We start from the raw sequence: 26,644 nt of genomic DNA on the forward strand, positions 1-26,644 counted from the left end.
ACTAAAATTTCGACAGTATGTGGGAGAATTCCTTTATTTTTCTTAAATTATTTCAGAATCCCCACAGAGATTCGCCATTTATCCCGTTTTGTTCTTCCTTCAATGCTCAATAACTTACTTCTTCCATATCCTCTGGCGGATAGAACATCAGAGGCTTCGACTTCAAAAGAGGGATTTTCAACTGCTTTCCAATTGACTTTGACATGCCCGCTTTTGATCAAGGCTTGAGCCTTTTGGCGGGAATCATTATAGATGGCTGCAAGTACGACGTCCACCCTCAGTGAACTGACGGTAGTCGTTTTCTCCTGCCATTCTTCCTGGCTTTCCATGCGTTCTTCCAGCGGAATGGGGTTTAAAGAAATCTTGGCTTTCCCAATTTGGGTCAGTTCCATAAGGACATAATCCGATATTTCATCAGCGAGCATCAGCTGAATCGTATCCTCTCCGGTCAGGATATCCCCGAACTTATCCCTTTTTAACCCAAGTGACATCAAGGTCCCTAATACCTGTCTATGTTCTATTGTAACAAACTTCGAAGCGTACTGTATTTCAAATAACCTTATTCCAAAATCTTCTTCCGCTGGCTGAAAATAAAGGGGATACAATAATGCTCGTTTGCGTTCCGAGTTTTCAGGATAAAATGATAGGATGATTTCATCGTTATGACCAATGATAGACTCGACAATGTGCTGCTGTCTCGGGTCCAAAAAGTCCGTACGTTTCGCCGTATATTGATCTTCCACTGTCTGCTTCCACTCAAGTACCGCATCTACAAAATCCTTTTCATCCGGCCTGAAATGTTGATAGATCGAAGACATACTTTCACCCCCCCTCTGTGTTTTACCCAAAATAAAAGGACCGAAACTGTTTGACCTGTTTCAGTCCTTTATAGGCCTCTATCCTTATCATAGTCCTGATTAAATAAGCCATCTAAATAATTGGTACAAACCGGATTGCGCCAGATTCAGCACAATGAATGCCACAATCGGCGAAATATCAATCATACCGATCGATGGTACAAAACGTCTGAATGGTTCTAAATACGGTTCGCATATCCTTGCAAGGAACTGTCCGATCGACGTCTCTCTGGCATTCGGGAACCAGGACATTAATATATAAATGATTAACGCCCAGGAATATATTTGGATTAGTTTAGACAAAATTTCATAAAGCATTACCATAATTTACATTACCACCTCGAGTCTGATAAATCTTCCTCTTTTAAGAACTCAGAAATATTTCCGCTCACTTCAACATTGTCAGGTGTGCATAGAAAAATATTATCGCCTACACGTTGAATGTCGCCACCGATTGCATACACCGTCCCGCTGAGAAAGTCGACAATTCGCTTCGCCTGGTCATGCTGTATCCTCTGAAGATTGACCAGTACAGAGCGTCGATTCTTTAGATGGTCTGCTATTTCCTGGGCCTCTGCATATACCCTTGGTTCTACAAGAATCATCTTAGAAGATTTCTGGACACTCTGAAGGCTAACAACATTTTGTTTTGAATTAGACAGCTGCGACTTCATGGGCTTTTTCTCCTCGTATTCTTCTTCATACTTTTCTTCTTCATATTCGTATTCATCTTCGTCCAGCAAAAAGAACGTTTTAAACTTTGACTTAATACCCATTTGTATTCATCCCCTCTCAGTCATTTCCAACTAATGCAGTTCCAATACGAATAAATGTGGCACCCTCTTCAATTGCAATCACATAATCGTTGCTCATGCCCATGGATAACTCCGAACATGGGGCATATGGAAGATTAAGTGAACGGATTTCTTCCTGAAGGGATTTCAGCTGCCTGAAACACGATCTTAAGAAAGATTCATCATCCGTATGGGGAGCCATCGTCATCAATCCTACGACTTTAATATTGGATAAGTCTTTTAAACTGCCGACAAATTCTTTCACATCATCTGGAGAAATACCATGTTTGGATTCTTCTCCAGAAACATTCACTTGAACGAAACAAGACACAGGCTTATCCGCTCTTTTATGAATTTCTTTCGCTAATGACAGACGATCCAGAGAGTGTATGTATGATACTTTATCAATGATGTTTTTGACCTTCCTTGATTGCAGGGAACCGATGAAATGCCACCGGGCCTTGTCCCCTAAAACATCCCACTTAGAGATCAGGCCTTCATCCCGGTTTTCCCCTAAGTGGAGAAGTCCTGCTTCAACTGCCTCTTCGGCGCGGTCGATTGAAACGTATTTTGTGACCGCGACAACATTTACGTCTTCTGCCCTTCTTCCACTGCGTTCACAGGCATGTTGGATGTTTTCATTGATGTGTTGAATATTTTCAGATACCTTCATCTTATTTCTCCTTCCAGCCAATATAACTCATTATCCTTCCCGTTTCTCCTCCATCTCTTCTATAAGAGAAAAATTCATCGTGACAGGACGAACAAAAACTGGAAGTATGAATTTGATCAGAGTGTAATCCGGACTGAACCAAGAGCTGGTGATTTAACTTCTTCAGATCAAGGTTGTACTGTCCCTCTTCCTTTAAATTATAGGGTAAGTCGTTTTCATCTTCTAGTGTTTTTTTCACTTTATCAATCACATAATCATCCACAATATAGCAATCTTTACATATGGAAGGTCCGATCACCACTTCTAAAGAAGATATGGAGGAGCCTCGCCCGATAAACGCACCGACCATTTTCGGTCCTATTTCAAGGACCGTCCCCTTCCATCCGGCATGTGCCAGCCCGATTGTGCCAGTCGCCCTGTCCAGGAAATAAAGGGGGACACAATCTGCATAACACATCGTTAACAGAAGGTTTCTTTCCCCTGTCAAGAATCCGTCGGTATCTTTAATGCTGTTATGATAGTTCTCTGCACCTTTTCCTCTGTCTTCAAAGTCCACATAAGAGATATTCTTTCCATGTGTCTGTTCAGCAGCCACAAAGCTATCAAGAGGCATATCGAGACCGGATGCCAGAAGTTTGCGGTTATGAATGACTGATGATTCCTTGTCTCCCACATGAAGGCCCATATTGAATGAATGAAAAGGTCCTTCACTTATTCCTCCACGATTTGTGGTGATGCCTGCGACCAGTTCCGGGTTTTCCTTCGTCCATGTTCCAATGGAGTAATTTGAATTTGTCTCTGTTATAAAAGGCTCTTTAGACACAGTGAATCTCCCTCGTTTTTTATTTAGTGTACCATAGTAGGTTAAGATTCGTCATGTGTCGGGGGATTGTTTCGGTTCCTGAAGCTGTCCTTGAATGTAATGGTTGTCTTTATATCTTACCAAAATCACGTCTTCCCCTATCTTTACGATACTGCTCCATGGGATCACGATATCTTCTTCCTTGCCAAAAAAACCTAATATCTTCCCTCCGCTCCCGATCACGATTGCCTCGATTCTTCCGGTATCCAGGTTGATCTCAATATCACCGATATTCCCCAGTTTCCGCCCATCTGAAATACTGACAACATCCTTCACCTGGAATTCTGATATACGCACCAAATTCTTCACCCTCTTTTCATGTTGAATTCTGATCGGTTCATCATTTTAAATGCATACAGGCATACTCTTTACCTTTTAAAAGTGGATATTATCATTGTATGCAGCATAGAAAAAAGGCAGACCTTCCCGAGGGAAATCTGCCTTTTTTCTATCCTTTTCGATGTCCAGCTCCAGGGCTTAGAGGCTCGAGGTCATAAGTCAAACCATCCAAAAAGGCAAAGTGCGCCTTTCCGGATGGTTCGTCTTATGCTTGTCGCCTCTGGGCAAAGCCCTTCCGCTTTTCGTTTCACTGAATATTTTTGTTCATTTGTTTGATTGCTGCTTTTTCCAGTCTTGATACTTGGGCTTGGGAGATGCCGATTTCGTCTGCGACTTCCATTTGGGTTTTTCCTTGAAAGAAGCGTTTGCTTATAATGAGTTTCTCACGATCATTTAATCGTCTCATTCCTTCTTGAAGGGCAATTTCTTCAATCCAGTGGAAATCGCGATTCTTTTCGTCGCTCAGTTGATCCATAACGAATATCGGATCTCCTCCATCATTATAGATGGGTTCAAAAAGCGAAACGGGGTCTTGTATGGCATCCAGTGCGAATACGATTTCTTCGTGAGATACATCAAGAACTTTGGCAATTTCTTCTGCCGTCGGCTCCTTGGATGTCTCCCCCATTAATTTCTCCCTTACTTGCAGAGCTTTGTACGCAATATCCCGGAGTGAACGGGATACCCTTATTGGGTTATTGTCCCTCAAATAGCGACGGATTTCCCCAATGATCATCGGAACCGCGTATGTAGAGAATCGAACGTTTTGACCCAAGTCAAAATTATCGATGGATTTCATTAATCCGATACACCCTACTTGAAATAAATCATCAACATACTCACCACGGTTATTAAAGCGTTGAATTACACTTAAGACGAGGCGCAAATTTCCGTTGACCAGCTTTTCTCTAGCGGAGATATCACCTGCTTGCATTTCCTTGAATAAAATTCTCATTTCATCATTTTTGAGCACTGGCAATTTGGACGTATCCACACCACAAATCTCGACTTTATTACGTGTCATTCTTTCCCCTCCTTGTAGGAGCTGCTGTACAAAATTCAGTATTTCCTTGAAGAGGAAAAATATGCATTTCATTGTGACAAGCAGTGGCGGGTACGTTCCGAATCCCTTACGATAACTGATTAAAATAGGCTAAAAATTTTTTCATTCTTGGCCACATTAAAAAGCTGACCTTTTCAATTGAAAAAGTCAGCTTTACATGTCAAACCATTTTATTAAATTCCTTCTTCAATCGCTTAATAATCCTTTTTTCCAATCGGGAAATATAAGACTGGGAAATCCCAAGCATATCGGCTACGTCTTTCTGGGTTTTTTCCTCCTCCCCCATCAAACCGAAGCGAAGCTCCATAATTTGTTTCTCACGTTCTGAAAGCTGATGCAAGGCATTAAAGAGTAATTTTTTATCCACTGTTGCTTCTAGGTCTTTTGTAATGATATCTTCATCCGTCCCAAGGACATCTGATAACAGCAATTCATTACCATCCCAATCGATATTAAGGGGTTCGTCAAATGAGACTTCTGAACGTATTTTGTTATTCCTTCTTAAATACATAAGAATTTCATTCTCTATACACCTTGACGCATAGGTCGCCAACTTGATTTTTTTCTCTGGATTGAAGGTGTTGACTGCTTTAATAAGGCCGATGGTGCCGATACTGATCAGATCTTCTATATTGATGCCTGTGTTTTCAAACTTCCGCGCTATATATACAACCAGTCTTAAATTACGTTCTATCAATAAGGATCGTGCTGCCTTGTCACCTTTAGGCAATTTATTGAGGAGGACTTCTTCCTCTTCTTTTGTCAACGGTGGAGGGAGGGCTTCACTACCACCTATGTAGTAAATTTCATCTGTCTTCAGGCCAAGCTTGATTAACAGTTTGTACCAATAATATAAAAATTTGAATTTGAATTTTTTCATTGTTGCTCCCCCTTCTATTTCTTTGAATTGTGAGTATAGTAGTAATAATTGATTTACGAAACGTTAAGCACAGGTTTTCTTGAAGCCATTTTCGGATGGATGATCGCCCCGAAATTCCCATCCGCCGATAAGGGTTCTTCTCTAAAGGCGACTAAGCCATTTGGTATGGTCCATTCCGCTTCATGATCACTGAGTACCAATGAATCTGGCTTTATCGCTGCGAGAAGCTGACTGCTTCTTCCTACCGATTGTGCCGGGACGATACGCATCCTGTCAGACCAGCGGGTATCGATCTGTCTCTCACCTGAAAAAATTTCATCAACATCATGACAAAGTGCCTTCATCTCATCCGGAATCTCACCCTCGATTCCAGCAATGGATAGAATCATGACGGGGTTTTTTGATATGGGATCCTGAAGTTGATTCCCACTGTCCACAAGACCGCTTACCGTACAATGGAAATCGTCAATCTGGATCCTGACTTTCAGGAGCTGATCATATTGGAGCTTCACATGTTCGATACTATCCACCCTCCCCTTAGAAAAATACCAGGCAAGGGGCAGGGCGAGCATCACAAACACCCAGCTTATCGGGTCACCAAATCCGCGTATGCTTGCAAGCAGCATGGATGATTCCCTGCTTGGATCGAAGCTGATAAAATAATGAGTCCCAATTAATATTCCACCCGTAAAAAAGGTGACGAAATAAAACATAAGAAGATTTGATATATAATAGCGCAATCTTCTATAGCCAAAAGCTGAATACACCATGACGACGGAGAATAATAACTTGACTAAGGGGTTTCCTGCAAAGTGAGCAATTGGTGAAAAGGCGAGGAGAATAATGACAGAGCCTATCAGACTTCCGATACCTATTCTCCAGAGGGCGTATTGTCTCTTTAAGATGATTCCTGTTAACCATAATAAGAAAAAGTCTACTAACAGATTCAACAACCAAATAACATCCAAGTATAAAGTCAATCTCTACCCTCCTTTTAACATCTCACAATTCGATTCTGTTAAAGACCGGAATGACTTATCAGAAGTATATCGTACATCCTTTTTAAAGGTTGTCATTTTTTGTATGCTCCCATGGAAAAGTTTTCGGAGATATGAACGAAAAATGTCATTAAATATGTATGCATAAATACCACTAAAATATAGTTTTTTCGGAATGCATTTTTTAGTGCTGGGAAAAGAAAATCGAATAAAAATAAGAATCCCCCAAGGCATGAAGCCTTGGGGGATTCTTATTTTTATTCAATATTAACGACGACGGTTTCTATTGCGAAGGAAGGTTGGAATGTCCAATGTTTCCTCAGCGCCTTGATTCGAGGAGGTTCTCACAGGCTCTTGCTGTTGAGGCTGCTCTTCACGTTTAGGCTGTTCACGTTTCACCGGTTGGCTTGGGTTAGCACTTTGATTTGGTTTCATTCCACCGAAAGTCGGTCGGGTTTGTTTAGGAGGTTGAATGACCTCTTCATTGAACCCGGTTGCAATGACGGTAACAATGATATCATCTTTTAAATCTTCGTTGATGACTGAACCAAAGATCATATTGACCTCTTGATCCGATGCAGAAGCTACGATATCAGCAGCTTCCTGAACTTCGTAAAGGCTTAATGAAGTCCCACCAGTGATGTTCATCAGGACGCCTTGCGCCCCATCGATGGATGTCTCAAGCAGAGGACTTGAAACTGCCTTTTTCGCCGCTTCAGTTGCACGATTCTCCCCGGATGCTGCACCGATACCCATCAGGGCTGAACCTTTGTTAGACATGATCGTCTTAACATCTGCAAAGTCCAGGTTGATCAGACCAGGTGTAGCGATAAGATCCGAGATACCTTGTACACCTTGACGGAGAACATTATCAGCTTCACGGAAAGCTTCAAGCATCGGAGTACTCTTATCTACGATTTCCAGAAGGCGATCGTTTGGTATGACAATAAGCGTGTCCACGCCTTCTTTCATTGCTGCGATTCCACCGCTTGCCTGATTTGAACGCTTTCTGCCTTCAAATGTAAACGGTCTTGTCACGACACCGACAGTCAATGCGCCGATTTCGCGGGCAATTTGGGCAATAACCGGAGCTGCACCAGTACCGGTTCCCCCACCCATTCCGGCAGTGACAAAGACCATATCCGCTCCTCTAAGTGCCTCTTCAATCTGCTCTTTACTCTCTTCAGCAGCTTTTTTACCTACTTCAGGATTTGCGCCTGCTCCTAATCCCCTGGTTAATTTGCCACCGATTTGCATCTTTATTTCAGCTTTTGATAGATTCAAAGCCTGTGCATCTGTGTTTACAGCGATAAATTCAACACCTTGTACGCCGTGCTCGATCATGCGGTTTACGGCGTTGTTTCCTCCGCCACCGACACCAATAACTTTTATTGTTGCTAATGAATCTAAATTTGTATCAAACTCCAACATGACAAATCCTCCTAACTCGTCGAATCTATGGATTCCTTTATTTATTCAAAGAAGTATCCAAAGAACTTTTTCACTTTTGACATGGCCTTTTCATCTTCATGTTCTTCTTCTTTTACCTTTGCAGGCTTAGGCTTTTTATTCACAGGTTTTGATTGACGCTTCTCAGCAGCCTCTACAGCCACTGGTTCCGCGCTTACAGATCTTCCTTGCAATCTAGCATTCTTTTGAGCGTATTTAATCAATCCAACTGCTGTCGTATACTGGGGTTCCCGTACACCAATATAATCAGGAATCGCCACACGTACACGATTTTGGAAAACGATTTGTGCTAATTCTAACACACCTGGAAGATTTGCTACACCACCAGTTAGAACATATCCACCTGGCAGGTCCCTGATTCCTAATCGTTTCAGCTCGTGGCTGATGAGGTCCAGGATCTCTTCAAGCCTTGCTTCTATGATATCAGAAATTTCTAATTGATTAAATTGCTGATGTTGATCACTGCCAATAATTGGCACGCTGAACACTTCATCTTCTGACGCATGGTCATAAAATGCATGTCCATATTTTGTTTTGATTTTCTCTGCATCATCCGTTGATGTCCGTAGTCCAATCGACAGATCTTTCGTGATATGCTCCCCTCCTACGGGTAGCACGGTTGTTGCCTTCAGGTGTCCCTGTTCGAAAACGGCTATCGTCGTAGAACCGCCACCTATGTCGATCAAGGCAGCTCCAAGGTTCTTTTCATCCTTTGATAAAGCAACCGTACCTGCGGCCAGGGGCTGAAGGACGATGTCGACAATTTCAAGGCCGGCTTTTTCTACACAACGGAGAGTATTATGTAAAATCGTCTTAGATCCCGTAATAATGGTGCCTTCCATTTCAAGTCGAACACCGATCATACCCCGGGGATCTGTAATCTCATCCAATCCATCAACGATGAACTGTCTTGGGATTACATTGATGATTTCCCTTTCTGGAGGAATCGATACAACCTGCGCTGCATCCATTACTCTTAGAACGTCTTCATCGCCGATCTCCCTGTTGTCACTCGACACTGCCACCACACCATGACAGGATTGAAGTGACACATGGTTTCCTGTTATACCTACGATGACCTGGCTTATAGATAAACCGACCATCCTCTCAGCTTGTTCAACTGCCTTCTTGATTGTATGAACAGTTTCGTCTATATCTACGATGGAACCTTTTCTGATTCCTTCTGAGTTCACATTTCCTACACCGATTATGTTTAAGGAATCATTTGTCATTTCACCAATGATTACTTTCACTGTGGATGTACCGATGTCTAGGCTAACGTAAATTTCATTGCTGTTCACTCTATGGCACCTCCTTAAAGAATGTTTATTTGGAACAACAATCCTAGAAAAACATTATTCTAAGTATATCTTAATATGATATTCGTCGTAACAAAAACGATTCCCTTTTAAAATTCTAATTTTTTTCTCTTTTTTCTTGATTATTTGACCAATTGCTAATCATTATTCTTCTAATCACTGCTATGTTTTGGAATAATCTTACCCCAAAAGCAAAAACAGCCGCCAAATATAAGTCTACACCAAGATGTACGCCCAGAAAAGCTAAACTTGCTGCTAGTAAAATATTGAAAAAGAATCCAGAAACAAAGACCTTGTCATCATAAATATTTTGGAGGTGGGCACGAATACCGCCAAATAATGTATCCAATGCGGCGAGAACCGCAATCGATAGATAATTTGAATACTCTTCTGGAATTCTAATATCTGTCAGGAGCCCGAGGACGACCCCTACTAGCAACCCTAGAACGGGAAGCCACATATTATTCGTTCCCTCCTCTTTCCTTAACCGGTTCCATAAAACGGATCCGGATCGTATCTTTATATTCTGGAACTGTGAGCTTTTCTAAAGGCTTGGAAATACTGACCCGGAGGTTATCGATAAAAAAGTCTTCAACAGATCTTGAAACCTGCATGCGGTTATACAGGTCCTGGGCTGCCTTTACATCCTTGGTCAACACTCTCACTTCAAACGGTATTCTTTTTATTGAATTACCGTCCACCTTCGTTTCTCCATTAATATCCCGGATAACTGAGGTATTGATCAGTCGATGCCCGTCAATCGCGATATCGACTGCATCATATTGATTCAGTTCATTTACAAGCCTCTCCAAAAGTTCCGGCGAGACGTTCTGAACTTTTTCACCCAGGAGGATTTCCTCCATTGATGGCTCGATCGTGAGGATAAGACCCGGACCCGTTTTTTCTGTGAGCCCCATTTCAGTCTTCAATTCCTCTAACGTTTGCTTTAATGCCTGCTCGGGGCTTGATTGCTGCTCGGTCTTGTATTGTTCCAGCTTCGCTTCTACAGAACGCGTTTCTGATAAAAGGTTAGAGTTGACTTCCTTTTCTTTCAGAAGCGCTTCCCTCAATTCCCAGATATCTCTGGTATCCCGGACAACTGGCTCCTTGACAGTCTGGAACTGAATGGCAATCATAAACCCGATGATGACCGTAATGACGGTAAAGCTGATTTTAAGTTTGTTGTCCATTTATTGCACCTTACTTTCGGGACCTGACCCTCGCCTGTATCGATTATTTCAATGGGAGCAGGCTCATGATTCGCCAATGGTGGGTTCGAGGATGACCGAATTTTCTTTTTTCATCTCAAATATGATATTTTCATTCACCAACTGATCCTTCACCCCTCCTGTGATATTCATGGCGGAGGACAACACTTCCGGATCTCCGATTGCCGTAATTTTGAACGGGGCAGGGTACTCGATGCCATCAATCTGGATGACCGGACCGTTACACAGTATGTATGAATCATGCTTAAGTCTTTGTCCGTTGATGGCAACCGCAGAGGCACCTGCTATATATAATTCATTAATCACCTTAAAGACATGGTGTTCATGGACAATATAATTATTTGCGTTTTCTTCCTCCGGGTCATATTTCTCATCGGACAACGTGACCGTTACCCCCGGGCCCTTCACTTTCGTTTTACCTAAGTACATACGGTACTTCTCAGCATCCTCTGCCAGGTTGAAATAAATTTGCTTTTCTTTGGAGAATTCCTTCTCCATATTGCCGACCTTCTCCTGTTTCTCATAAAGTTTTTCCTGCAGACGATTATTCTTCTGCTGGTACTCGAGGATTTGATCTCTTAACGTTTCTTCCTGTTTCCACTGCCCGTTTGTCCGGCTCCCGAGCTCTTTTTGTTCTGTATTGGCCAGACTGAATGAAAAAGCAAGGATGAAACCCAAAACCAGACATACAAGAGAGAGGACCACGTGCTTACCTCTCACCTTCATCCTCTTCATTCGTTTGTTCACCTTCCGTTTCGTATGCTCTGAAATAAGAACCGACCTCTAAGTCAATGACCCCTTTTACTGAAGGGTCCAATTGGCTGACGATCGAAGGATAATGCACCATCTTTTCTGAGAAGCTTCGAATGGTTGCACTCACTTCGAACCCATCATTCATAAATAGCGTCAAGTGATATTTGTCTGTTTTCTTCGGAACCAGGTTGATCTCTGAGATGAGATGCTGCACTTCTTTCGGAAGTTCTTCTAATTCGTTCACCATTTTGACCAGGACCTTGTCCTCTTCGAATCCCCTCAATAAAGGTGCATCCACAGGAATCGATCCGGTCCCTTTATCCAAGACCTTCCCATTTTCCAAAATGACAAAAAATTTATTCCCTTTTGAGAGATACGCTTTCTTATCAAATTCTTGAACCGTTATTTCGAATGAATTCGGAAAGGATAATTTCACTTTCGCATCCTTTACTTCAGGAAGCTTCTTTAATTGCTCGACCGTTTTCTCTTTGCTTACACTCCATACATTCATACCTTTGTCAATTCCACTTTTTTGAAGAACCGTCTTATTTGATATAAGTTCATTCCCGTGAACGGACACTGTGTTTACATGACTCAAAGGCGATTGAAAGTATACAACCGACAGTATCATCAGAAAGAATAAAGAAAGTAAAAACAGGAGCCTGCGGTTTGCTTTCTTTTTTCGGTGTTGTTTTAGTTTAGGAATACGATCTTCAAGGGAAACAACATTTTCTTTTTTCATTTCGTTCTCCTCAATTTCACTTTGAATTCATTATGTCATGAGTGAGTTGAACTCGTCATGTCTTATAATGAAAGTACTCTTTACATTGGGATACCTTCTATTCTATACGAAGGAATAACATGTTAAAAGAGGAACAGAACGTTATTTTCTGCCATATGCCTTTTTGAAGGCAAAAAAAATGAGTGATGCAGGGTTAATGGCCTATTTTTGGAGAATTGACCTACTGTCACCCTATGATGGATTGTCCATACCGCTTTTCGTATATGTACTTTCATTCACTTTCCAAAAGAATGGCCATCCTATGTATTTCACTCTTGAACCCTATTTTAAACAACAATTGATGCATTATGAATGCATGTCATTGAATTGTAAAAGTTTTGGTTAACAAAAGTAACAAACTCTCCTTTATTTTGAAAAGGTATGATAAAAATGAATTACGTATATGTAATTTATTGTAACATCGAAAACGCAAATATCCTATCCTTATTTCATATAACAGAAGGTTTTTCTTGGTTTTATTTCAAAAAAAAAGAGACCGACTGAGAAAATGGGAAGAAGTGGTGAGATCCTTGTTCACCATTCTCTTCCTGCCATTTTTCTTATGTCAATCTCTTATTATGAATCATTAATTCCTTGAATAGCGGCTTATATTCAACAAGACCCCTACAGCCATCAGCATGAGGGTCAAAGAAGATCCCCCGTAGCTCAAGAATGGAAGTGTAATCCCGGTTACGGGCATAAGCCCCGTCACTACCCCTACATTGATCATCACCTGGATCGCAATCATGGAAACGATCCCTAAAGCCAGGAAGCTTCCAAATAAATCAGGTGCACCCAATGCGATCCTGATCCCTCTCCACAAAATCAATGAAAACAGGATCAACACCAGGGTTCCCCCTATAAATCCAAGTTCCTCTGCTAAAATAGCAAATATAAAGTCGTTTTGAGGTTCCGGTAAATAAAAGAACTTCTGTCTGCTCTGTCCGAGACCTAATCCGAATAATCCACCAGGCCCGATGGCATACAGGGACTGAATGATTTGAAAACCGCTATTGAGCGGATCCTGCCAGGGATCTAAAAAGGATGTAATCCGTTTAATCCGGTAAGGCGCAGAAATGACGAGTCCTACAAATCCCAATAAACCGATCATGCCGAGCCCTACGAAATGTTTAATCCGTGCGCCCGATATAAAGATCATCACAACAGAAGTCCCCACCATGACGGTACCCGTCCCCAAGTCCGGCTGAAGCATGATCATTCCAAATGCTGTAAACACCAGTAAAAGTGCCGGAAGGACTCCTTTTCTAAAAGAAGTAATATACTTTTGGTTCTCAGATAAATACTTTGATAGAAAAGCGATCATGGCGAGTTTCATAAACTCCGAAGGCTGAATTGAAAAGGCGCCTACTCCGATCCAGCTCCTTGAACCATTCCGGAGCACCCCTATCCCGGGTATTAGAACGAGTACAAGGAGGACGAAGCAAATGATGATGATGATCTTTGACCAATTTCTCCACGTCCAGTACTCTACGTTCATAATGAAAAACATCGCGAACAGCCCTACACCCGCAAAGAGCACCTGTCTTTTTGCAAAGAAAAAGGAGTCATTAAATTTGTAATCTGCCCATACAGCACTCGCACTGTATACCATGACCAGTCCAATCGCAAGCAAAGTGAGTGTAACCACAATGAGTATAAAATCGGGAGTCGATTTTTTTAAAGGCAATCCTAAACACCTCGAATAGACAAATTTAGAGCCGTTCGAGCAAAGAAAACTACTGATCCCGGATTGAATGACTGGTTGTGTAAGTATGGATGCTCTATATGGACAAGCCCTTATTAAAGCTTATGCACGGCCTCGATAAAAATGTCACCGCGTTGTTCAAAAGTACGGTATTGATCCCAACTTGCACATGCAGGGGACAATAAAACGATATCCCCTTCCTGTGCATGCTCATAAGCAGCCGGAACCGCCTTTTCTACATTATCGACAGGTATAATCGTTTGTATCCCTGCCTTTTTCCCTGTTTCCACGAACTTCTCAGATGTTTCTCCAAAGGTGATCAATGTTTTGACGTTTACGAGAAATGGAATCAGGTCATCAAACTCATTTCCACGATCCAAACCTCCTGCAAGCAATATAGTAGGGGATTCAAATGCTTTAAGCGCACTTTTGGTGGCCAGGCTGTTCGTTGCTTTAGAATCATTGTAAAATTTAATCCCATTCAATTCCCGAACGAATTGAGTACGATGCTTCACTCCCCCAAACGTACTCAATACCTTTCTGATGCTATCATTTGAAACTCCATATAATTTACAGGCAGCAACGGCACATAGGATATTTTCAAGATTATGAGCACCCGGAAGGACGATGGAGGATAATTCAACCACTTTTTCGTCCTTGAAATAAATCGCACGATCCTTAATATAGGCACCGCCTTCTATTTCCTTTTCGGTTGAGAAGCGAATTACCTGGGCTTTTGTAAAGCTGACCGCCTCCTGAACATGCTCTTGATCTCCGTTAATGATTAAATAGTCATTTTCCGTTTGATTTTTTGTAATATTGGATTTCGCTTTCCAGTATTCGCTCAAGTCCCCATGGTAATCAAGATGGGCATCATATAAATTTGTAATAATGGCAATGTGCGGAGCGAAGTCCTCTACCCCCATCAGCTGGAAAGAAGAAAGTTCCACTACCATCTTTTCATCCTCTTTCGCATTCTGGGCTACTTCAGAAGCAACGGTTCCGATATTTCCCGCGATAAGAGGCTTCTGATTATCCTCTTTTAACATTTCGAATAACAGTGTCGTGGTGGTTGTTTTTCCATTGGTTCCCGTGATCCCGATCATTTCCGCTTCGGAAATTAAATAAGCGAGCTCGACTTCTGTTAAAACGGGTATATTCTTCTCCATTGCTTTTTTTATCAATGGGTTATGATAGGGGATACCCGGATTCTTAACGACATATTGAAAACCTTCATCCAGAAGCTCGATGGGATGACTTCCGCATATGACTTTAATCCCTTCCTGAAGAAGACCCTGTGCTTCGGGATTTTCCGACAAAGGCTTTTGGTCATTGACCGTAACGAATGCTTCTAACTTATGTAGGAGAGAGGCAGCACTTACCCCACTTTTTGCCAGCCCTAATACCAGTACTTTTTTATGTTTGAATTTCGTAATGTTTTTCACTTATAACCACACCTCGATATAGATTCCTAAAACGGCAAAAAGTAATCCCACAGTCCAAAAAGTGACGACGACACGCCACTCCGACCATCCGACCAACTCATAATGGTGGTGCAATGGGCTCATTTTGAAAATGCGTTTTCCGGTTGTTTTGAAGCTTGCCACCTGTAGGATGACAGAAAGAGTCTCAATGACGAATACTCCCCCGATAAGGATTAAAATGATTTCAAGCTTGGTTAAAATAGCAATCGTAGCGATCGCGCCTCCGAGTGCAAGTGAGCCGGTATCACCCATGAATACTTTGGCTGGATGGGCATTGAAGACGAGGAAGCCAAGAACCGCCCCCACCACGGCTACTCCGAAGATGGCAACATCATACTGGGATTGGCTCCACGCAAGTACAGCCAGTGCACCAAATGCAATGGCACTCGTTCCGGACACCAAACCATCGAGACCATCCGTCAAATTGACGGCGTTTGAAAATCCAACAAGCCAAAAAATAATGAATAAGCAATAAAACCAGCCTAATTCAAACGAGATATCCGTTAACGGTATCGAAACCGTGGTCGGAAAGTCGTTCTGTTTAAAGATAAGATAAAATATCACCGATATGACAATCTGTCCCAGCAGCTTCTGCTTGGAGGTCAAACCCAGATTCCTTTTCATCACGACTTTAATAAAATCATCAAGGAAACCCAATAAACCAAATCCGACCGTCACGAGGATCATTAAATACGTTTCAGGACCAGGTTCTGAGTATTTACCGGTCATCACAAATGTGGTGATGACAATGGATACTAAGAACACGATCCCGCCCATCGTGGGGGTACCGGTCTTTTTTTGGTGCGACTCGGGACCTTCATCCCGGATGCTTTGTCCAAACTTCAACCTTCTAAGGAAAGGGATGAACAAGGGGGCAAGCAATACGGTTATGAGAAACGCCATTATGATGGTAAAAAAGATCACTTGTTCCATCATCGTCATTCCCCTCCCATTCCATCGGTTGGATCCTGTAGAGATCCCTTCATAGATACATCATTTGTTTGATTTTGTTCAGATTCATTGCTAAAAATAAACTTCGTCATAATTTCCCACTTTTCTTGATTGTAATTTTGTTTGTAACTCTCTTGTAAGTCTAAATATGCCCTGTACACATCCTCAACTATGAATAACGGAAAGTGATTGGGGACATAAGACGGGATTTCTTCACCCTTGGGCCAAAGGGAAGCAATCGCTCCTTTTTCAATGCTCCTAAAAAGGTCCACTTCATCACCGACAGGTATATATAGTCCCTTCTCCATTCCCATCCTAGTTGAATTTGAAACTACTAAAAAGGGTAAACCCGGCAAACGGATTCCTTTGGTTTCAGGAAACTTTTTTCTAACTTCATCATAAAGAAGCATTCCTACATCCCCCTGATGAAGTGTCTCGCCACTTCCCGATCATCAAAATCGTATACATGATTACCTATGATTTGATAGGTTTCATGTCCTTTCCCGGCAATCAGGACGACATCTTCCGGTTTCGCAATGCTCAAGGCTTCTTTGATCGCCTCTTTGCGATCAACGATCAATTGATATTGTTTGCCGACCACTCCTGCTTTCATATCCTTCAGGATAGCCACAGGATCTTCTGTCCTCGGATTATCAGAAGTGAAGATGGCATAATCGCCGTAATCACAGGCTATTTCTGCCATTATCGGCCTCTTGATCCTGTCCCTGTCCCCTCCACACCCGACCACTACTATTACCTGGCCATTTGTAATCGTCCGGATGGTCTCTAATACATTTTTCAAGCCATCCGGGGTATGGGCATAGTCGACGATGACCGAAAAGGGCTGACCTTCTGAAATTGTTTCAAACCGTCCCCTGACCCCTTTGGCTTTTTCAAGACTCTTTATACTTTCATCAATTGGTATACCCGCAGCAAACGCTGTGGCTATTGCAGCCAGTGCGTTGTATACATTAAACTTCCCTGCATACTTTAAAACGAGTTCCCGTTCCCCAAATGGAGAGACAAGGGTGAAGACCGACTCTGTTGCCCTAAGCACCACATCTTTTGCATGGAAGTCAGCTGATGGAGACAGTCCATATGTAATGACATGGGCGGCTGTTGATTTGATGAAATAATCCGCTGCATCATCGTCCTTATTAATAATGGCATACTTAGGGGATTTCTTAAAATAAGTATTCCCTAATTGAGAAAACAATAAGCCCTTTGCATTACGGTAGTTTTCCATTGTTTTGTGATAATCAAGATGATCCTGTGTCAGATTCGTAAACACAGCAATATCATAGTCACAGCCGTGCACACGACCTTGATCCAAAGCATGTGAAGAAACTTCCATGATGGCGGACCGCACCCCTTTATCGCAAAATCGTCTGAATGTCTGCTGAAGGATTAAACTGTCAGGCGTCGTATTATGACTGACCTCCAACTCCTCCCCCACTTTGATATGCAGAGTTCCAATCAACCCTGTCTTCATCCCACTCTGGGTGAAAACGTGATCGATGAGGTGTGTCGTCGTTGTTTTGCCATTTGTCCCCGTCACACCGACCAGGAGCAGTTGATGGGAAGGCTGTTTATAAAAATGGTCCGAAAGTATAGCCATCGCTTTCTTTGTGTCTGGAACAATAATGACAGGCACGCCTGCGTCCAGTTTCCTTTCTGCAAGGATCGCTGCCGCTCCATTCTTCTCGGCCACTCCCGCAAGAGAGTGGCTATCGATCTCCAATCCATTAATACAGATAAATAAATCACCATTCTTTACTTTCTTATGGTGGTTCGCGATGTTTGAAATAGCTGGATTCCCTTCACCCTGTACTGAGAAAAACGGTAGTACTTCCAGCAAAGTGTGCAATCTCATCTTTTCAACTCCTCACAGGCAGAAAGCAACCTTTTTATATTTTACAAAAAAAAATGAATGAAAGCTATCAACCTTTTAACTTAGTTCGGTATCTTTTTAACGTCACGAGTGGTGACACTTTATACCCCGGGGATTCAATGATCCAAATCCCCGGCACAAATAAAAAGTATATCATGAAATGAGTATTGTGTAGACCTGCTCCTCTATTATTCTTCAGATAGATAAACCCTTACCTTTGAACCCTGTTTGATTTTCACTCCCGGGTCCGGAGACTGACTTACCACTTTTTCTCCGCTTCCGCTTACGTCCAGGTCCAGATTAACAAGTTGTTCCTGCAGTTCATTCTTTGTCAATCCGACCAGGTCCGGGGTTTCAACCAATGGGGTGTCGGTCCAGGTCATCTCTTTTTCAATTTGACCCTTACGCTTCGGTACCCCCATGGCCTCCAGACTATCCCCTATGATACTTCCTCCGATCGGGGCTGCTACGACCCCACCGAATTGAATCGTGCCCTTCGGATTATCGACAGCGACATACACTACAATCTGAGGATCATCTGCAGGAGCAACTCCCATAAAGGAAACGATATGATTGTTTTCCAGGTACTTACCATCCTTTGCCTTTTGCGCTGTCCCCGTTTTCCCACCTACCCGGTAACCATCAACAAACGCTTTCTTTCCGCTTCCTTTGGCCACGACACTCTCCAACGCTTCACGAATCTGCTTTGACGTTTCTTCGGAAATGACCCTTTTCTTAATCTGAGGGCTCTTTCTCATGACCACTTCTCCGGTTGAAGGGTCGATAAGCTCTTTTGCGATATAAGGCTGATAGAGTACTCCTCCGTTGACTGCCGCTGACACTGCTGCGACCTGTTGAATTGGGGTGACGGCCACCCCCTGGCCAAATGCGGTTGTCGCCTGCTCTACAGGCCCCACACGGTCGAGGTTAAAGAGAATCCCCTTCCCTTCCCCTTGTAGATCAATTCCCGTCTTTTCACCAAATCCAAAATCATGGATATAACTGAATAATTTTTCTTTCCCCAACCTTTGACCCAGTTCGACAAATCCGGGGTTACATGAGTTCTGAACCACTTCCAGGAATGTTTGCGTCCCGTGTCCCCCACGCTTCCAGCAGTGGAGAGTCGACCCCGCCACTTCGATATGCCCGGGGTCATGAAATGTCTCTTTATAAAGATCCACCTTCTTTTCTTCAAGGGCGGCTGCAAGAGTAATGATCTTGAAGGTAGAACCCGGTTCATACGTGCTCCAAATTGGTAGATTCCGATTATAGATCTCCTGTGGTACATTGCGGAAGTTAGCCGGATCGAATGTTGGTCTGCTCGACATGGCCAGTATTTCACCATTCTTAGGGTTCATGGCTATGGCAATGATGCCATCCGGATTATACGTCGCCTCTGCGATATCCAATTCACGCTCAACGATTGTCTGTACCTTGGTATCGATCGTTAACTTTAAATCCAGCCCATTCTCGGGTTTTTCAAAGTCATCTGCCATATCAGGCATTCTCTTTCCTTTGGCATCGGAGAAAAATTTCACATACCCCTTATCTCCACTAAGCTCTTCATCATACGAAAGTTCCAGCCCCATAAGCCCTTGATTATCGATTCCGGCGAAGCCGAGTACATGGGATAAATAACTTCCATATGGATAATAACGCTTAGAATCCTCCCCTAAATACACACCCTTTAAGTTTAAATCCCTTACTTCTTTCGCTTTCTCATACGAGATCTTCCTTGCTTCCTTTATCAACACCATATTGGCTTTCTGTGTTACATATTTATATGCAGACTCCACTGAAATATTAAGAACCGCCGCCAGTTTATCCGCTGTCCCCTGAGGATCCGTAATTTGCCGCGGAACGACAAATATCGTCGGTGCACTTTGATTCCCGGCGAGTTCCACTCCATTTCGGTCTACTATTTTCCCTCTCTCAGGTTGAAATGGGATATTTCGACTCCAGGAGTCTTTTGCCAAACCGGTAAGCCAGTCCCCTTTAAAAAACTGAACATACCCCAGCCTGATATCTATGATGGAGAAAATAAGGACCCCTACTACAAGCGCTACTGCCAATCTCTTCCTTACTGTTACATTGGATACTCTTTTCACAAATGGAACCTCCCCTTCTATGGCTCGTTCCATTATATGCTTGGACTTATGGTGGTATGTTTGAATTCAGTGAAAGACTAAATGGCTGCTTTAAGCGGAATACCGTTTTGTGTAAGGATGGACAAAAAGGGATGACTCCGGTTTTAGAGTCATCCCTTTTATGCTAATTTAATTGTTGTTCTTCCTCTTCTTTTGGTGCAGCTGCTTCTTCAGGGGTCTTAAAGTTGACGACGAGTGGCTCATCTTTATTGACCTTTATCCCAGGCTGTATATTCTGGCTGAAAGCATATCCATTTCCAACCATATTGATCTTTAGACCGGCGATATTGGCTACTTTAAAGACATCCCTTACAGACCATCCTTTCATATCCGGAATGGTAATGTCTCCATCGGTTTTGATCACAACTCTTTCACCTTCAAGCATAGGGTTTCCTCCTTGAGGAAGCTGTTTGACCACTTCTGAACCATTTCCGACCACGATAGGAGTGACCCCTGCTTTCTCCAGCTCTTTTTTCGCTTCTTCCACGCTCATCTCCCTCGTTTCAGGGAGTGATTGTTTCTTCAGGCTCACTTTTTCCTGAGGCTTGATGTTCAGGTATTTTAAGCTGTTTTGCATAACAGGATTGAAGACGGCCGAGACCGGATCCGATCCGATTTCAGTCGGTTCCAATTCAGGCTGTTGGACCCCGACATACACGATTAACTGAGGATCGTCGATGGGCGCCATACCCATGAAGGAGAAAAGATAATTTTCTTTCCCTACCATATAACGACCATTTGATGGATCAGGAATCTGACCCGAACCCGATTTACCTCCGACACGATATCCTTCTATCGCAAACTTCTGTCCTGTACCATGTTCAGATGTGACGGTCGTCTCCAGGTACTCCCTGGTCTTGATCGCCGTTTCTTTCGAAATGGGGCTTCCTGAAACTTCAGGCTTCGTCTCTTTGATGACTTTCTTTGTATTCGGATCGACGATCTTTGAAATGACATAAGGCTTCATCATTTTCCCATCATTGGCAATCGCCGACTCCGCCTGAACCATTTGAAGCGGTGTGACGGTCGTACCTTGACCGAAGATGGTCGTGTATTTTTCAATCGGGTAATGGTAAAGGATCGAACCCGATGCCTCATTTGGTAACCCTACGTCTGTCGCTTCTCCAAAACCAAAGTCATGTAAATAGTTTTCATATTTCTTAAACCCGATTTTATCCAGCAGATTCGCAAATGCAACATTGGAAGACCTTTGAACGCCTTCAAGGAATGTAATCGTTCCCCAGCCTTCTCCTCCATTATGATCCCGGATCGGATTTGGAACATTTTCCACATAATACTTACCAGATTCATACGTTTCATTCGGATTGAATTTCCCTTCATTCACTGCAGCTGCTAGGGAGAAAGACTTCATCGTGGATCCCGGTTCATATGTATCTTCTACGATGATATTCGTCCAGTTATCCAAAAGCCCCTCCCGTGTATCCGGGTGAAAGGTAGGTCTTTGACTCATGGCAAGAATCTTCCCTGTTTTCGGGTCAGAAACAATCGCAAACATTTTCTTGGGCTTGTATTTTTTCTGGACTTCATTCATTGCTTCTTCAAGGAAGGTTTGAATTTTCTTATCGATGGTCAGATAAAGGTCATCCCCGTCCTTCGGTGGAGTAACATGTTCGTCTGAATTTGGTAGTAGATAGCCCCACACATCACTCTTATATGCAACAGAGCCATCCTTGCCTTTCAATACATCATTGAAGCTTGCTTCCACTCCCATTTTACCCACTGTTGTAGAATCCCCATCGTCGTCCGTTGTTTTCTGCGCGAACCCGATAAGATGTGAGGCGAAGGAGCCGTTAGGATAGAATCGCTTCGCTTCCTTCCTGAATGTAACACCAGGAATATCTTCTTCTTTGATTTCGAGCATCATCTGATGGGATAAATCTCTACCTGGAGCACCAAATTCCACTTGATACGGAAGTTTATTGTTTTGACCTTTTTTGGTTAACCGGTCGTAAATTGCACTTTCCTTCATATTAAGATATTTGGAGAGGACTTTGGCGGTCTTTTCCGGGTCTGTCACATGCTTCGGTTTTTTGGGATCGCTCGTAATACTTGGATCTAATATCGCAACCAGTGTATAAGCGGACGTATCCTCTGCAATGACTTCCCCTTTCCCGTCAAAGATCGTTCCTCTGTGCGCTTCTAAAATATGACTTTTAATGTATTTTTTCGCTGCTTGTGAAGCGAGGACCTTTCCATCTGCTTCCCCCGTGACCTGAATTGTGACAAATCGCACCATTAATACAAAAAAGAGCAAGCCGAAAATCCCGAAAAGGATGGCTGCCCCTATGTTCATACTTGGTCTTTTTTTCATTATTGTTCAACAACCTTAACATTCTTTTCTTTTAAGTTGAGTCCAAGTTCCTTTGCTTTTTCAAGAATACGCTCGTACGTACTAAGCTCACTTACTTGAAGTTTCAGGTCAGTATTCAACTTTTCCTGCTTTTCAATCGTCGTTTCTACTTGCTGAACTTCTTTATTGGCATCATAGATGGCAGCCTGAGTCGATACAATTTGAACGGCGAGGAAACAAAATACCATTGCAAAGATAGCTACCAGGATCTTTTCACCAGGAGTGATCCCATACCTTCTTTCCTCATTTAGTCTTTGGGGTTTGGCTTGAACGGACTGATAGGATTTCTCAACATTTTGCTGCTCATAATTTCTGGCTAAGTTACTCAAAATTCTCCCTCCTGTTTCCTTCTTTTTTTATATATTTTTTTCTGCGATTCTCAATTTAGCCGACCTGGCTCGATTATTTTCTTCCAACTCTTCTTCACTCGGCAGGATCGGTTTTCTCGTAACAAGTTTAAGTTCTGCTTCATATCCTTCCGGGATGATAGGTAATCCCGGTGGCAGGTCCGGTCCTGATGCCTTTTCTTTGAACATCGTTTTACAAATCCGGTCTTCCAACGAATGGAACGTAATGACACTCACTCTTCCACCCTTATGCAGAAGCCCTATGGCTTGTTCCAATGAATCCTCGAAGGCCCCAAGCTCATCATTGACGGCAATGCGGATCGCTTGAAAGACCCTTTTGGCAGGATGACCACCCTTTCGTCTTGCAGGTGCCGGAATCCCATCCTTGATCAGTTCGACTAATTCACCTGTTGTTTCAATAGCTTTCACTTCGCGTGCGGCTTCAATCTTCCTTGCAATCTGCTTCGAAAACTTCTCTTCCCCATACCGGTAAAAAATCCGGACCAGATCTTCAAACGACCAGTGGTTGACGACATCATAAGCACTTACTTCACCTTGTAAGTCCATTCTCATATCGAGAGGCGCATCGTGGTGATAACTAAAGCCTCTTTCTGGAGTATCCAGCTGAGGAGATGACACACCCAGATCGTATAGAATCCCATCCACACTATGTACTCCGAGATGTTCAAGTTCTTCCTTGATATGTCGGAAATTTGATTGAACGAATGTTACCCTGTCCTGATATGCTGCAAGCTTTTCTTTCGCATGGTTGATGGCCGTTTCATCCTGATCGAAGCAATAAAGATGCCCTTCGGATGAAAGCTGACTGGCAAGATACTCGCTATGGCCTGCCCCGCCTAATGTACAATCCACATAGACTCCATCTTCCTTGATTTCCAGTCCATCTACAGTTTCTTTCAATAATACGGTTGTATGTTTAAACATGTTGACTTCACCTTTCCAATCGAACGTTTTGTGGTGGTCTAAATATCAAATCCCACCATATTCTCTGCAAGCTCGGCAAATGAATCTTCAGACTGTGTGAAATAGTCTTCCCATAATGATTTACTCCAAATCTCAATTCGATTGGAAACTCCCAAAATAATGCATTCTTTATCCAATTGTGCATAATTCACAAGTGTAGCAGGAATATTCACCCTGCCCGTTTTATCCAGTTCACTCTCGGTTGCCCCCGAGAAGAAGAACCGAGTGAAGGCACGGGCATCTTTTTTAGTAAGCGGCAGGGCTTTAAGCTTTTCCTCTAAGGATCGCCACTCATCCATGGGGTAACCAAATAAGCACTGATCAAGTCCCCGGGTGATGACAAATGAATCCCCGAGATGATCACGGAACTTGGCAGGTACGATTAAACGGCCTTTATTATCAATGTTATGTTGATATTCGCCCATGAACATATGCACTGCCCCCACTTTCTATCACAAATGTACCACATCCCCCCACTTTTCTCCACACTTTTCTATATTCTTTTCTTGCAAAATATTCCCTCTATTTTTCATTAGTGTTTTTCCTGCTTTTACAGACAAATTTCCCTGGTTGAATTTTGTCTGTAAACAACAGAAAAAGGACCCAATTCGCATATAAAAACGAATTGGGTCCTTTTTTATATTGACCGTTCAGATATATATCACTTTATGGGTGCCATCAAAGGAATAATCCAACAGGGTCAGGTCCCTTACAAAAGTGGGGCCGTATTTGTTCATGAAGTGGAGGACATTCCAGGTTCTTTCCTGTGGCCCTTCATTCGGTCTGATACTGTTTTCCACTTTCATGAACTGAGTGAAGACTAATGAATGCTTATCTTTTAACGCTTTGTCAATTTTTTTGCGTAAATAATCGAACTGACCATGATGGAATTCAAGATTCTTATCAAGAATCGGATTTAATCCCTGATCAATTGAGACGGCCTGTTTACGGATTTCCTCATAGCGGCGATCGAGATCATCCTGAATGCTCTTCATTTCCTTTTCTAACCCTGGACGTTCAAGGGATTTCCAAAAGGCATCCCTGGCAGTTGTTACCCCTTCAGTAATCACTCCGTGAATGGATAATTGGAGGTCTTGGATCCTCTTGTTTATCTCCCTTTCCACAATGGTGATATTTAATCGTGGCACGACGGGAGGCATCTTCAAATCTACATATTCAAACGCTCTTTTCAATTCTCCCCAGTAGGCTATTTCACCGGGTCCTGCAATAAACGCCAGGTTCGGGAATAACCATTCCTGCATCATCGGCCTTGTGACGACATTATTGCTGAATGATTCAGGGCTTTTCTCCAACATCGTTAATAACTCTACGGAAGAAAATGTTTTCCCGCTATTTTTCTCGTAAAACATATCCCCATCCCGATCTAATAAAGCTCTTTCATTCTGAATTTGAAGAAAAAGATTGGCTGCAGAGGGAGAGATCTCCAGCTGAGTTTGAAAACCACTTTCCCGGATGTCGCGCTGTTGCAGAAGGACCGCATCCGTTATCGACTGGCTGTTTTCAATCAAATGCCGGAAATTGGCCGCTTCAAGTTTTCTAAGTGGCGGGTGGGATGAATCAATGACCAGTAATCCAAATTCCTTGAATAAACTCATCACGATATGGGCAAATAAGCGTACGATTGATTCTTCCTCATCGATCATTTGATGAAGCTCCACTGAAAGCTGTTTTGAGTATTCCGTTTCCCCTAAAGCAACCAGAATGTCATCAAGCCATTTCTTCATTACTGAGTTGGAATACGTTATGTGAGAGGTCATCTTTTTTTCCAATACTCTCTCAGGATACCCGACCTTTTCAAGCTTTGATCCTTTTTCAACGTAAATATGATTGACTTCCTGATAATCGTGGTCTTCTCCTGCAATCCAAAAAACCGGTACAACAGGATGCCGAAGTTTCGCTTCCTGCTGCCTGGCCAATTGTATGACTGAAATGATTTTATGTATGGTATAAAGAGGCCCTGTCAAAAGACCTGCCTGTTGACCGGCCACGACGGTTACCGCATTATTCCTCAGTTTCTCAAGTGACTCTTCTACTTTATCGGAAGTAGGCAGCCCTTTCATATAGGAAGAGATACACTCTGAGAGACCTTCCCGAGGGAAACGACGGGAACTTAAATCCTCCATCCGTTCCTCGTAAACGGATGATCTGTTGATATTATAGTGAAAAAAAGAAGTGACAGGCTCTTCTTGTTTTAAGTATTTAGACGCAAACTGATTTATTGCTGGAATGTTTAAGCTTTCCAATTCCATATGAATTACTCCTTTTCTAGCTCTTGATATCCTAACGATGAGTATATCATTCCACTTAAGGAAAAGGAAAAAACTTGCCTGCTAATTTTTAATACAACTCTAGAATTCGGAGGATGAGACCTGTGATCATTAATGTGATATAGGCAGTGAAAAATAAAAGGAAGTTCACCCGCCAGAAGCCCCTAAGTACTTTAGGATAATCGATCTCCCCTTTTGCTTTCCAGTACATAATGGCAAACAAAACCCCGATTGAACAGACCACAATAAAAATGAGCCACAGGTATGATGTCTTCCAAATGGCGAGGACAATAAAGTGAACAGATACAATCAAGAGAAATGTCGTAATGTCAATGGCGATATGAACAGCTCTCCGATGACTTTTTAAGATTTCCTTGGCAAGAATGAAGCTAATGAAATAACCCAGAAATGGAATCATAACGAAAATGGCAATGATCGTTGAAAAAATGGAAGCCATT

Annotated in this window: 27 protein-coding genes; all 27 read right to left on the bottom strand. The window is 42.6% G+C overall.

The window, feature by feature from the left end; genetic code table 11:
* Positions 1–47 precede the first annotated feature (47 nt).
* The 27 genes from AM506_RS00780 to AM506_RS00910 all read right to left on the bottom strand — a co-directional run bounded on the left by AM506_RS00780 (position 48) and on the right by AM506_RS00910 (position 26,643).
* A complete protein-coding gene (locus AM506_RS00780; RefSeq protein WP_060669853.1) occupies positions 48–818 on the bottom strand; it encodes an RNA-binding protein in 771 nt (256 codons plus the stop codon).
* Between the two features lie 99 nt (positions 819–917).
* On the bottom strand, positions 918–1,181 hold the full coding sequence (locus tag AM506_RS00785) for a YggT family protein (protein WP_060669855.1): 264 nt from the start codon (positions 1,179–1,181) through the stop codon (positions 918–920).
* An 8-nt stretch (positions 1,182–1,189) separates the two neighbouring features.
* Positions 1,190–1,633 (bottom strand): cell division protein SepF, encoded by a 444-nt coding sequence (locus AM506_RS00790; RefSeq protein WP_060669857.1) that lies wholly within the window; start codon positions 1,631–1,633, stop codon positions 1,190–1,192.
* Between the two features lie 16 nt (positions 1,634–1,649).
* Positions 1,650–2,324, bottom strand: a complete 675-nt coding sequence (locus AM506_RS00795; protein ID WP_060669859.1) for a YggS family pyridoxal phosphate-dependent enzyme — start codon at positions 2,322–2,324, stop codon at positions 1,650–1,652.
* A gap of 1 nt (position 2,325) precedes the next feature.
* On the bottom strand, positions 2,326–3,147 hold the full coding sequence (pgeF, locus tag AM506_RS00800) for a peptidoglycan editing factor PgeF (protein ID WP_082386187.1): 822 nt from the start codon (positions 3,145–3,147) through the stop codon (positions 2,326–2,328).
* Positions 3,148–3,198: 51 nt separating this feature from the next.
* Positions 3,199–3,486 (bottom strand): YlmC/YmxH family sporulation protein, encoded by a 288-nt coding sequence (locus AM506_RS00805; RefSeq protein WP_060669862.1) that lies wholly within the window; start codon positions 3,484–3,486, stop codon positions 3,199–3,201.
* Between the two features lie 286 nt (positions 3,487–3,772).
* A complete protein-coding gene (gene sigG / locus AM506_RS00810; protein WP_060669863.1) occupies positions 3,773–4,549 on the bottom strand; it encodes an RNA polymerase sporulation sigma factor SigG in 777 nt (258 codons plus the stop codon).
* Between the two features lie 199 nt (positions 4,550–4,748).
* Entirely contained in the window at positions 4,749–5,468 is a 720-nt protein-coding gene (gene sigE, locus AM506_RS00815; protein WP_060669865.1) for an RNA polymerase sporulation sigma factor SigE, read from the bottom strand.
* Between the two features lie 53 nt (positions 5,469–5,521).
* The gene (gene spoIIGA, locus AM506_RS00820) at positions 5,522–6,448 is read right to left on the bottom strand and encodes a sigma-E processing peptidase SpoIIGA (RefSeq protein WP_060669867.1); all 927 of its coding nucleotides are present in this window, start codon (positions 6,446–6,448) and stop codon (positions 5,522–5,524) included.
* Between the two features lie 285 nt (positions 6,449–6,733).
* A complete protein-coding gene (gene ftsZ / locus AM506_RS00825; RefSeq protein ID WP_060669869.1) occupies positions 6,734–7,897 on the bottom strand; it encodes a cell division protein FtsZ in 1,164 nt (387 codons plus the stop codon).
* A 41-nt stretch (positions 7,898–7,938) separates the two neighbouring features.
* Positions 7,939–9,237 carry a cell division protein FtsA gene (gene ftsA, locus AM506_RS00830; protein ID WP_060669871.1) on the bottom strand — a complete coding sequence of 433 codons (1,299 nt, stop codon included), beginning with the start codon at positions 9,235–9,237 and terminating at the stop codon, positions 7,939–7,941.
* Positions 9,238–9,352: 115 nt separating this feature from the next.
* On the bottom strand, positions 9,353–9,715 hold the full coding sequence (locus AM506_RS00835; protein WP_034755840.1) for a small basic family protein: 363 nt from the start codon (positions 9,713–9,715) through the stop codon (positions 9,353–9,355).
* Between the two features lies 1 nt (position 9,716).
* Complete coding sequence (locus AM506_RS00840; RefSeq protein ID WP_060669872.1) at positions 9,717–10,445, bottom strand: DUF881 domain-containing protein; 729 nt, start codon at positions 10,443–10,445, stop codon at positions 9,717–9,719.
* Positions 10,446–10,508: 63 nt separating this feature from the next.
* On the bottom strand, positions 10,509–11,219 hold the full coding sequence (locus AM506_RS00845) for a DUF881 domain-containing protein (protein ID WP_060669874.1): 711 nt from the start codon (positions 11,217–11,219) through the stop codon (positions 10,509–10,511).
* Positions 11,194–11,979, bottom strand: coding sequence for a cell division protein FtsQ/DivIB (locus tag AM506_RS00850; protein WP_060669876.1), 786 nt, complete (start codon positions 11,977–11,979; stop codon positions 11,194–11,196). The genes AM506_RS00845 and AM506_RS00850 overlap by 26 nt, the downstream gene beginning before the upstream one ends.
* Positions 11,980–12,604: 625 nt before the next feature.
* The gene (gene spoVE, locus AM506_RS00855; RefSeq protein WP_060669878.1) at positions 12,605–13,705 is read right to left on the bottom strand and encodes a stage V sporulation protein E; all 1,101 of its coding nucleotides are present in this window, start codon (positions 13,703–13,705) and stop codon (positions 12,605–12,607) included.
* 113 nt (positions 13,706–13,818) lie between these two features.
* Entirely contained in the window at positions 13,819–15,168 is a 1,350-nt protein-coding gene (gene murD / locus AM506_RS00860; RefSeq protein WP_060669879.1) for a UDP-N-acetylmuramoyl-L-alanine--D-glutamate ligase, read from the bottom strand.
* Positions 15,169–16,143 (bottom strand): phospho-N-acetylmuramoyl-pentapeptide-transferase, encoded by a 975-nt coding sequence (gene mraY, locus AM506_RS00865; protein ID WP_034755857.1) that lies wholly within the window; start codon positions 16,141–16,143, stop codon positions 15,169–15,171. It lies immediately after the preceding gene.
* A gap of 2 nt (positions 16,144–16,145) precedes the next feature.
* Entirely contained in the window at positions 16,146–16,568 is a 423-nt protein-coding gene (locus tag AM506_RS00870; RefSeq protein ID WP_060669881.1) for a hypothetical protein, read from the bottom strand.
* 2 nt (positions 16,569–16,570) lie between these two features.
* Positions 16,571–18,031 (bottom strand): UDP-N-acetylmuramoyl-L-alanyl-D-glutamate--2,6-diaminopimelate ligase, encoded by a 1,461-nt coding sequence (locus AM506_RS00875; RefSeq protein ID WP_060669883.1) that lies wholly within the window; start codon positions 18,029–18,031, stop codon positions 16,571–16,573.
* A 206-nt stretch (positions 18,032–18,237) separates the two neighbouring features.
* Entirely contained in the window at positions 18,238–20,157 is a 1,920-nt protein-coding gene (locus tag AM506_RS00880; protein WP_235576012.1) for a stage V sporulation protein D, read from the bottom strand.
* A 163-nt stretch (positions 20,158–20,320) separates the two neighbouring features.
* Positions 20,321–22,528, bottom strand: a complete 2,208-nt coding sequence (locus tag AM506_RS00885; RefSeq protein WP_060669887.1) for a penicillin-binding protein — start codon at positions 22,526–22,528, stop codon at positions 20,321–20,323.
* Positions 22,528–22,896 (bottom strand): cell division protein FtsL, encoded by a 369-nt coding sequence (gene ftsL / locus AM506_RS00890; RefSeq protein ID WP_060669889.1) that lies wholly within the window; start codon positions 22,894–22,896, stop codon positions 22,528–22,530. The genes AM506_RS00885 and ftsL overlap by 1 nt, the downstream gene beginning before the upstream one ends.
* Before the next feature lie 27 nt (positions 22,897–22,923).
* Positions 22,924–23,859, bottom strand: coding sequence for a 16S rRNA (cytosine(1402)-N(4))-methyltransferase RsmH (gene rsmH, locus AM506_RS00895; protein ID WP_060669891.1), 936 nt, complete (start codon positions 23,857–23,859; stop codon positions 22,924–22,926).
* 38 nt (positions 23,860–23,897) lie between these two features.
* On the bottom strand, positions 23,898–24,329 hold the full coding sequence (gene mraZ, locus AM506_RS00900) for a division/cell wall cluster transcriptional repressor MraZ (RefSeq protein ID WP_034755875.1): 432 nt from the start codon (positions 24,327–24,329) through the stop codon (positions 23,898–23,900).
* A gap of 219 nt (positions 24,330–24,548) precedes the next feature.
* Positions 24,549–26,168 carry a bacillithiol biosynthesis cysteine-adding enzyme BshC gene (gene bshC / locus AM506_RS00905; protein WP_060669893.1) on the bottom strand — a complete coding sequence of 540 codons (1,620 nt, stop codon included), beginning with the start codon at positions 26,166–26,168 and terminating at the stop codon, positions 24,549–24,551.
* Between the two features lie 88 nt (positions 26,169–26,256).
* Entirely contained in the window at positions 26,257–26,643 is a 387-nt protein-coding gene (locus AM506_RS00910) for a DUF3397 domain-containing protein (protein WP_060669895.1), read from the bottom strand.
* Position 26,644: the final 1 nt, after the last annotated feature.

This window comes from Rossellomorea vietnamensis (genome assembly GCF_001305855.1).
Taxonomy (GTDB): domain Bacteria; phylum Bacillota; class Bacilli; order Bacillales; family Bacillaceae_B; genus Rossellomorea; species Rossellomorea vietnamensis_A.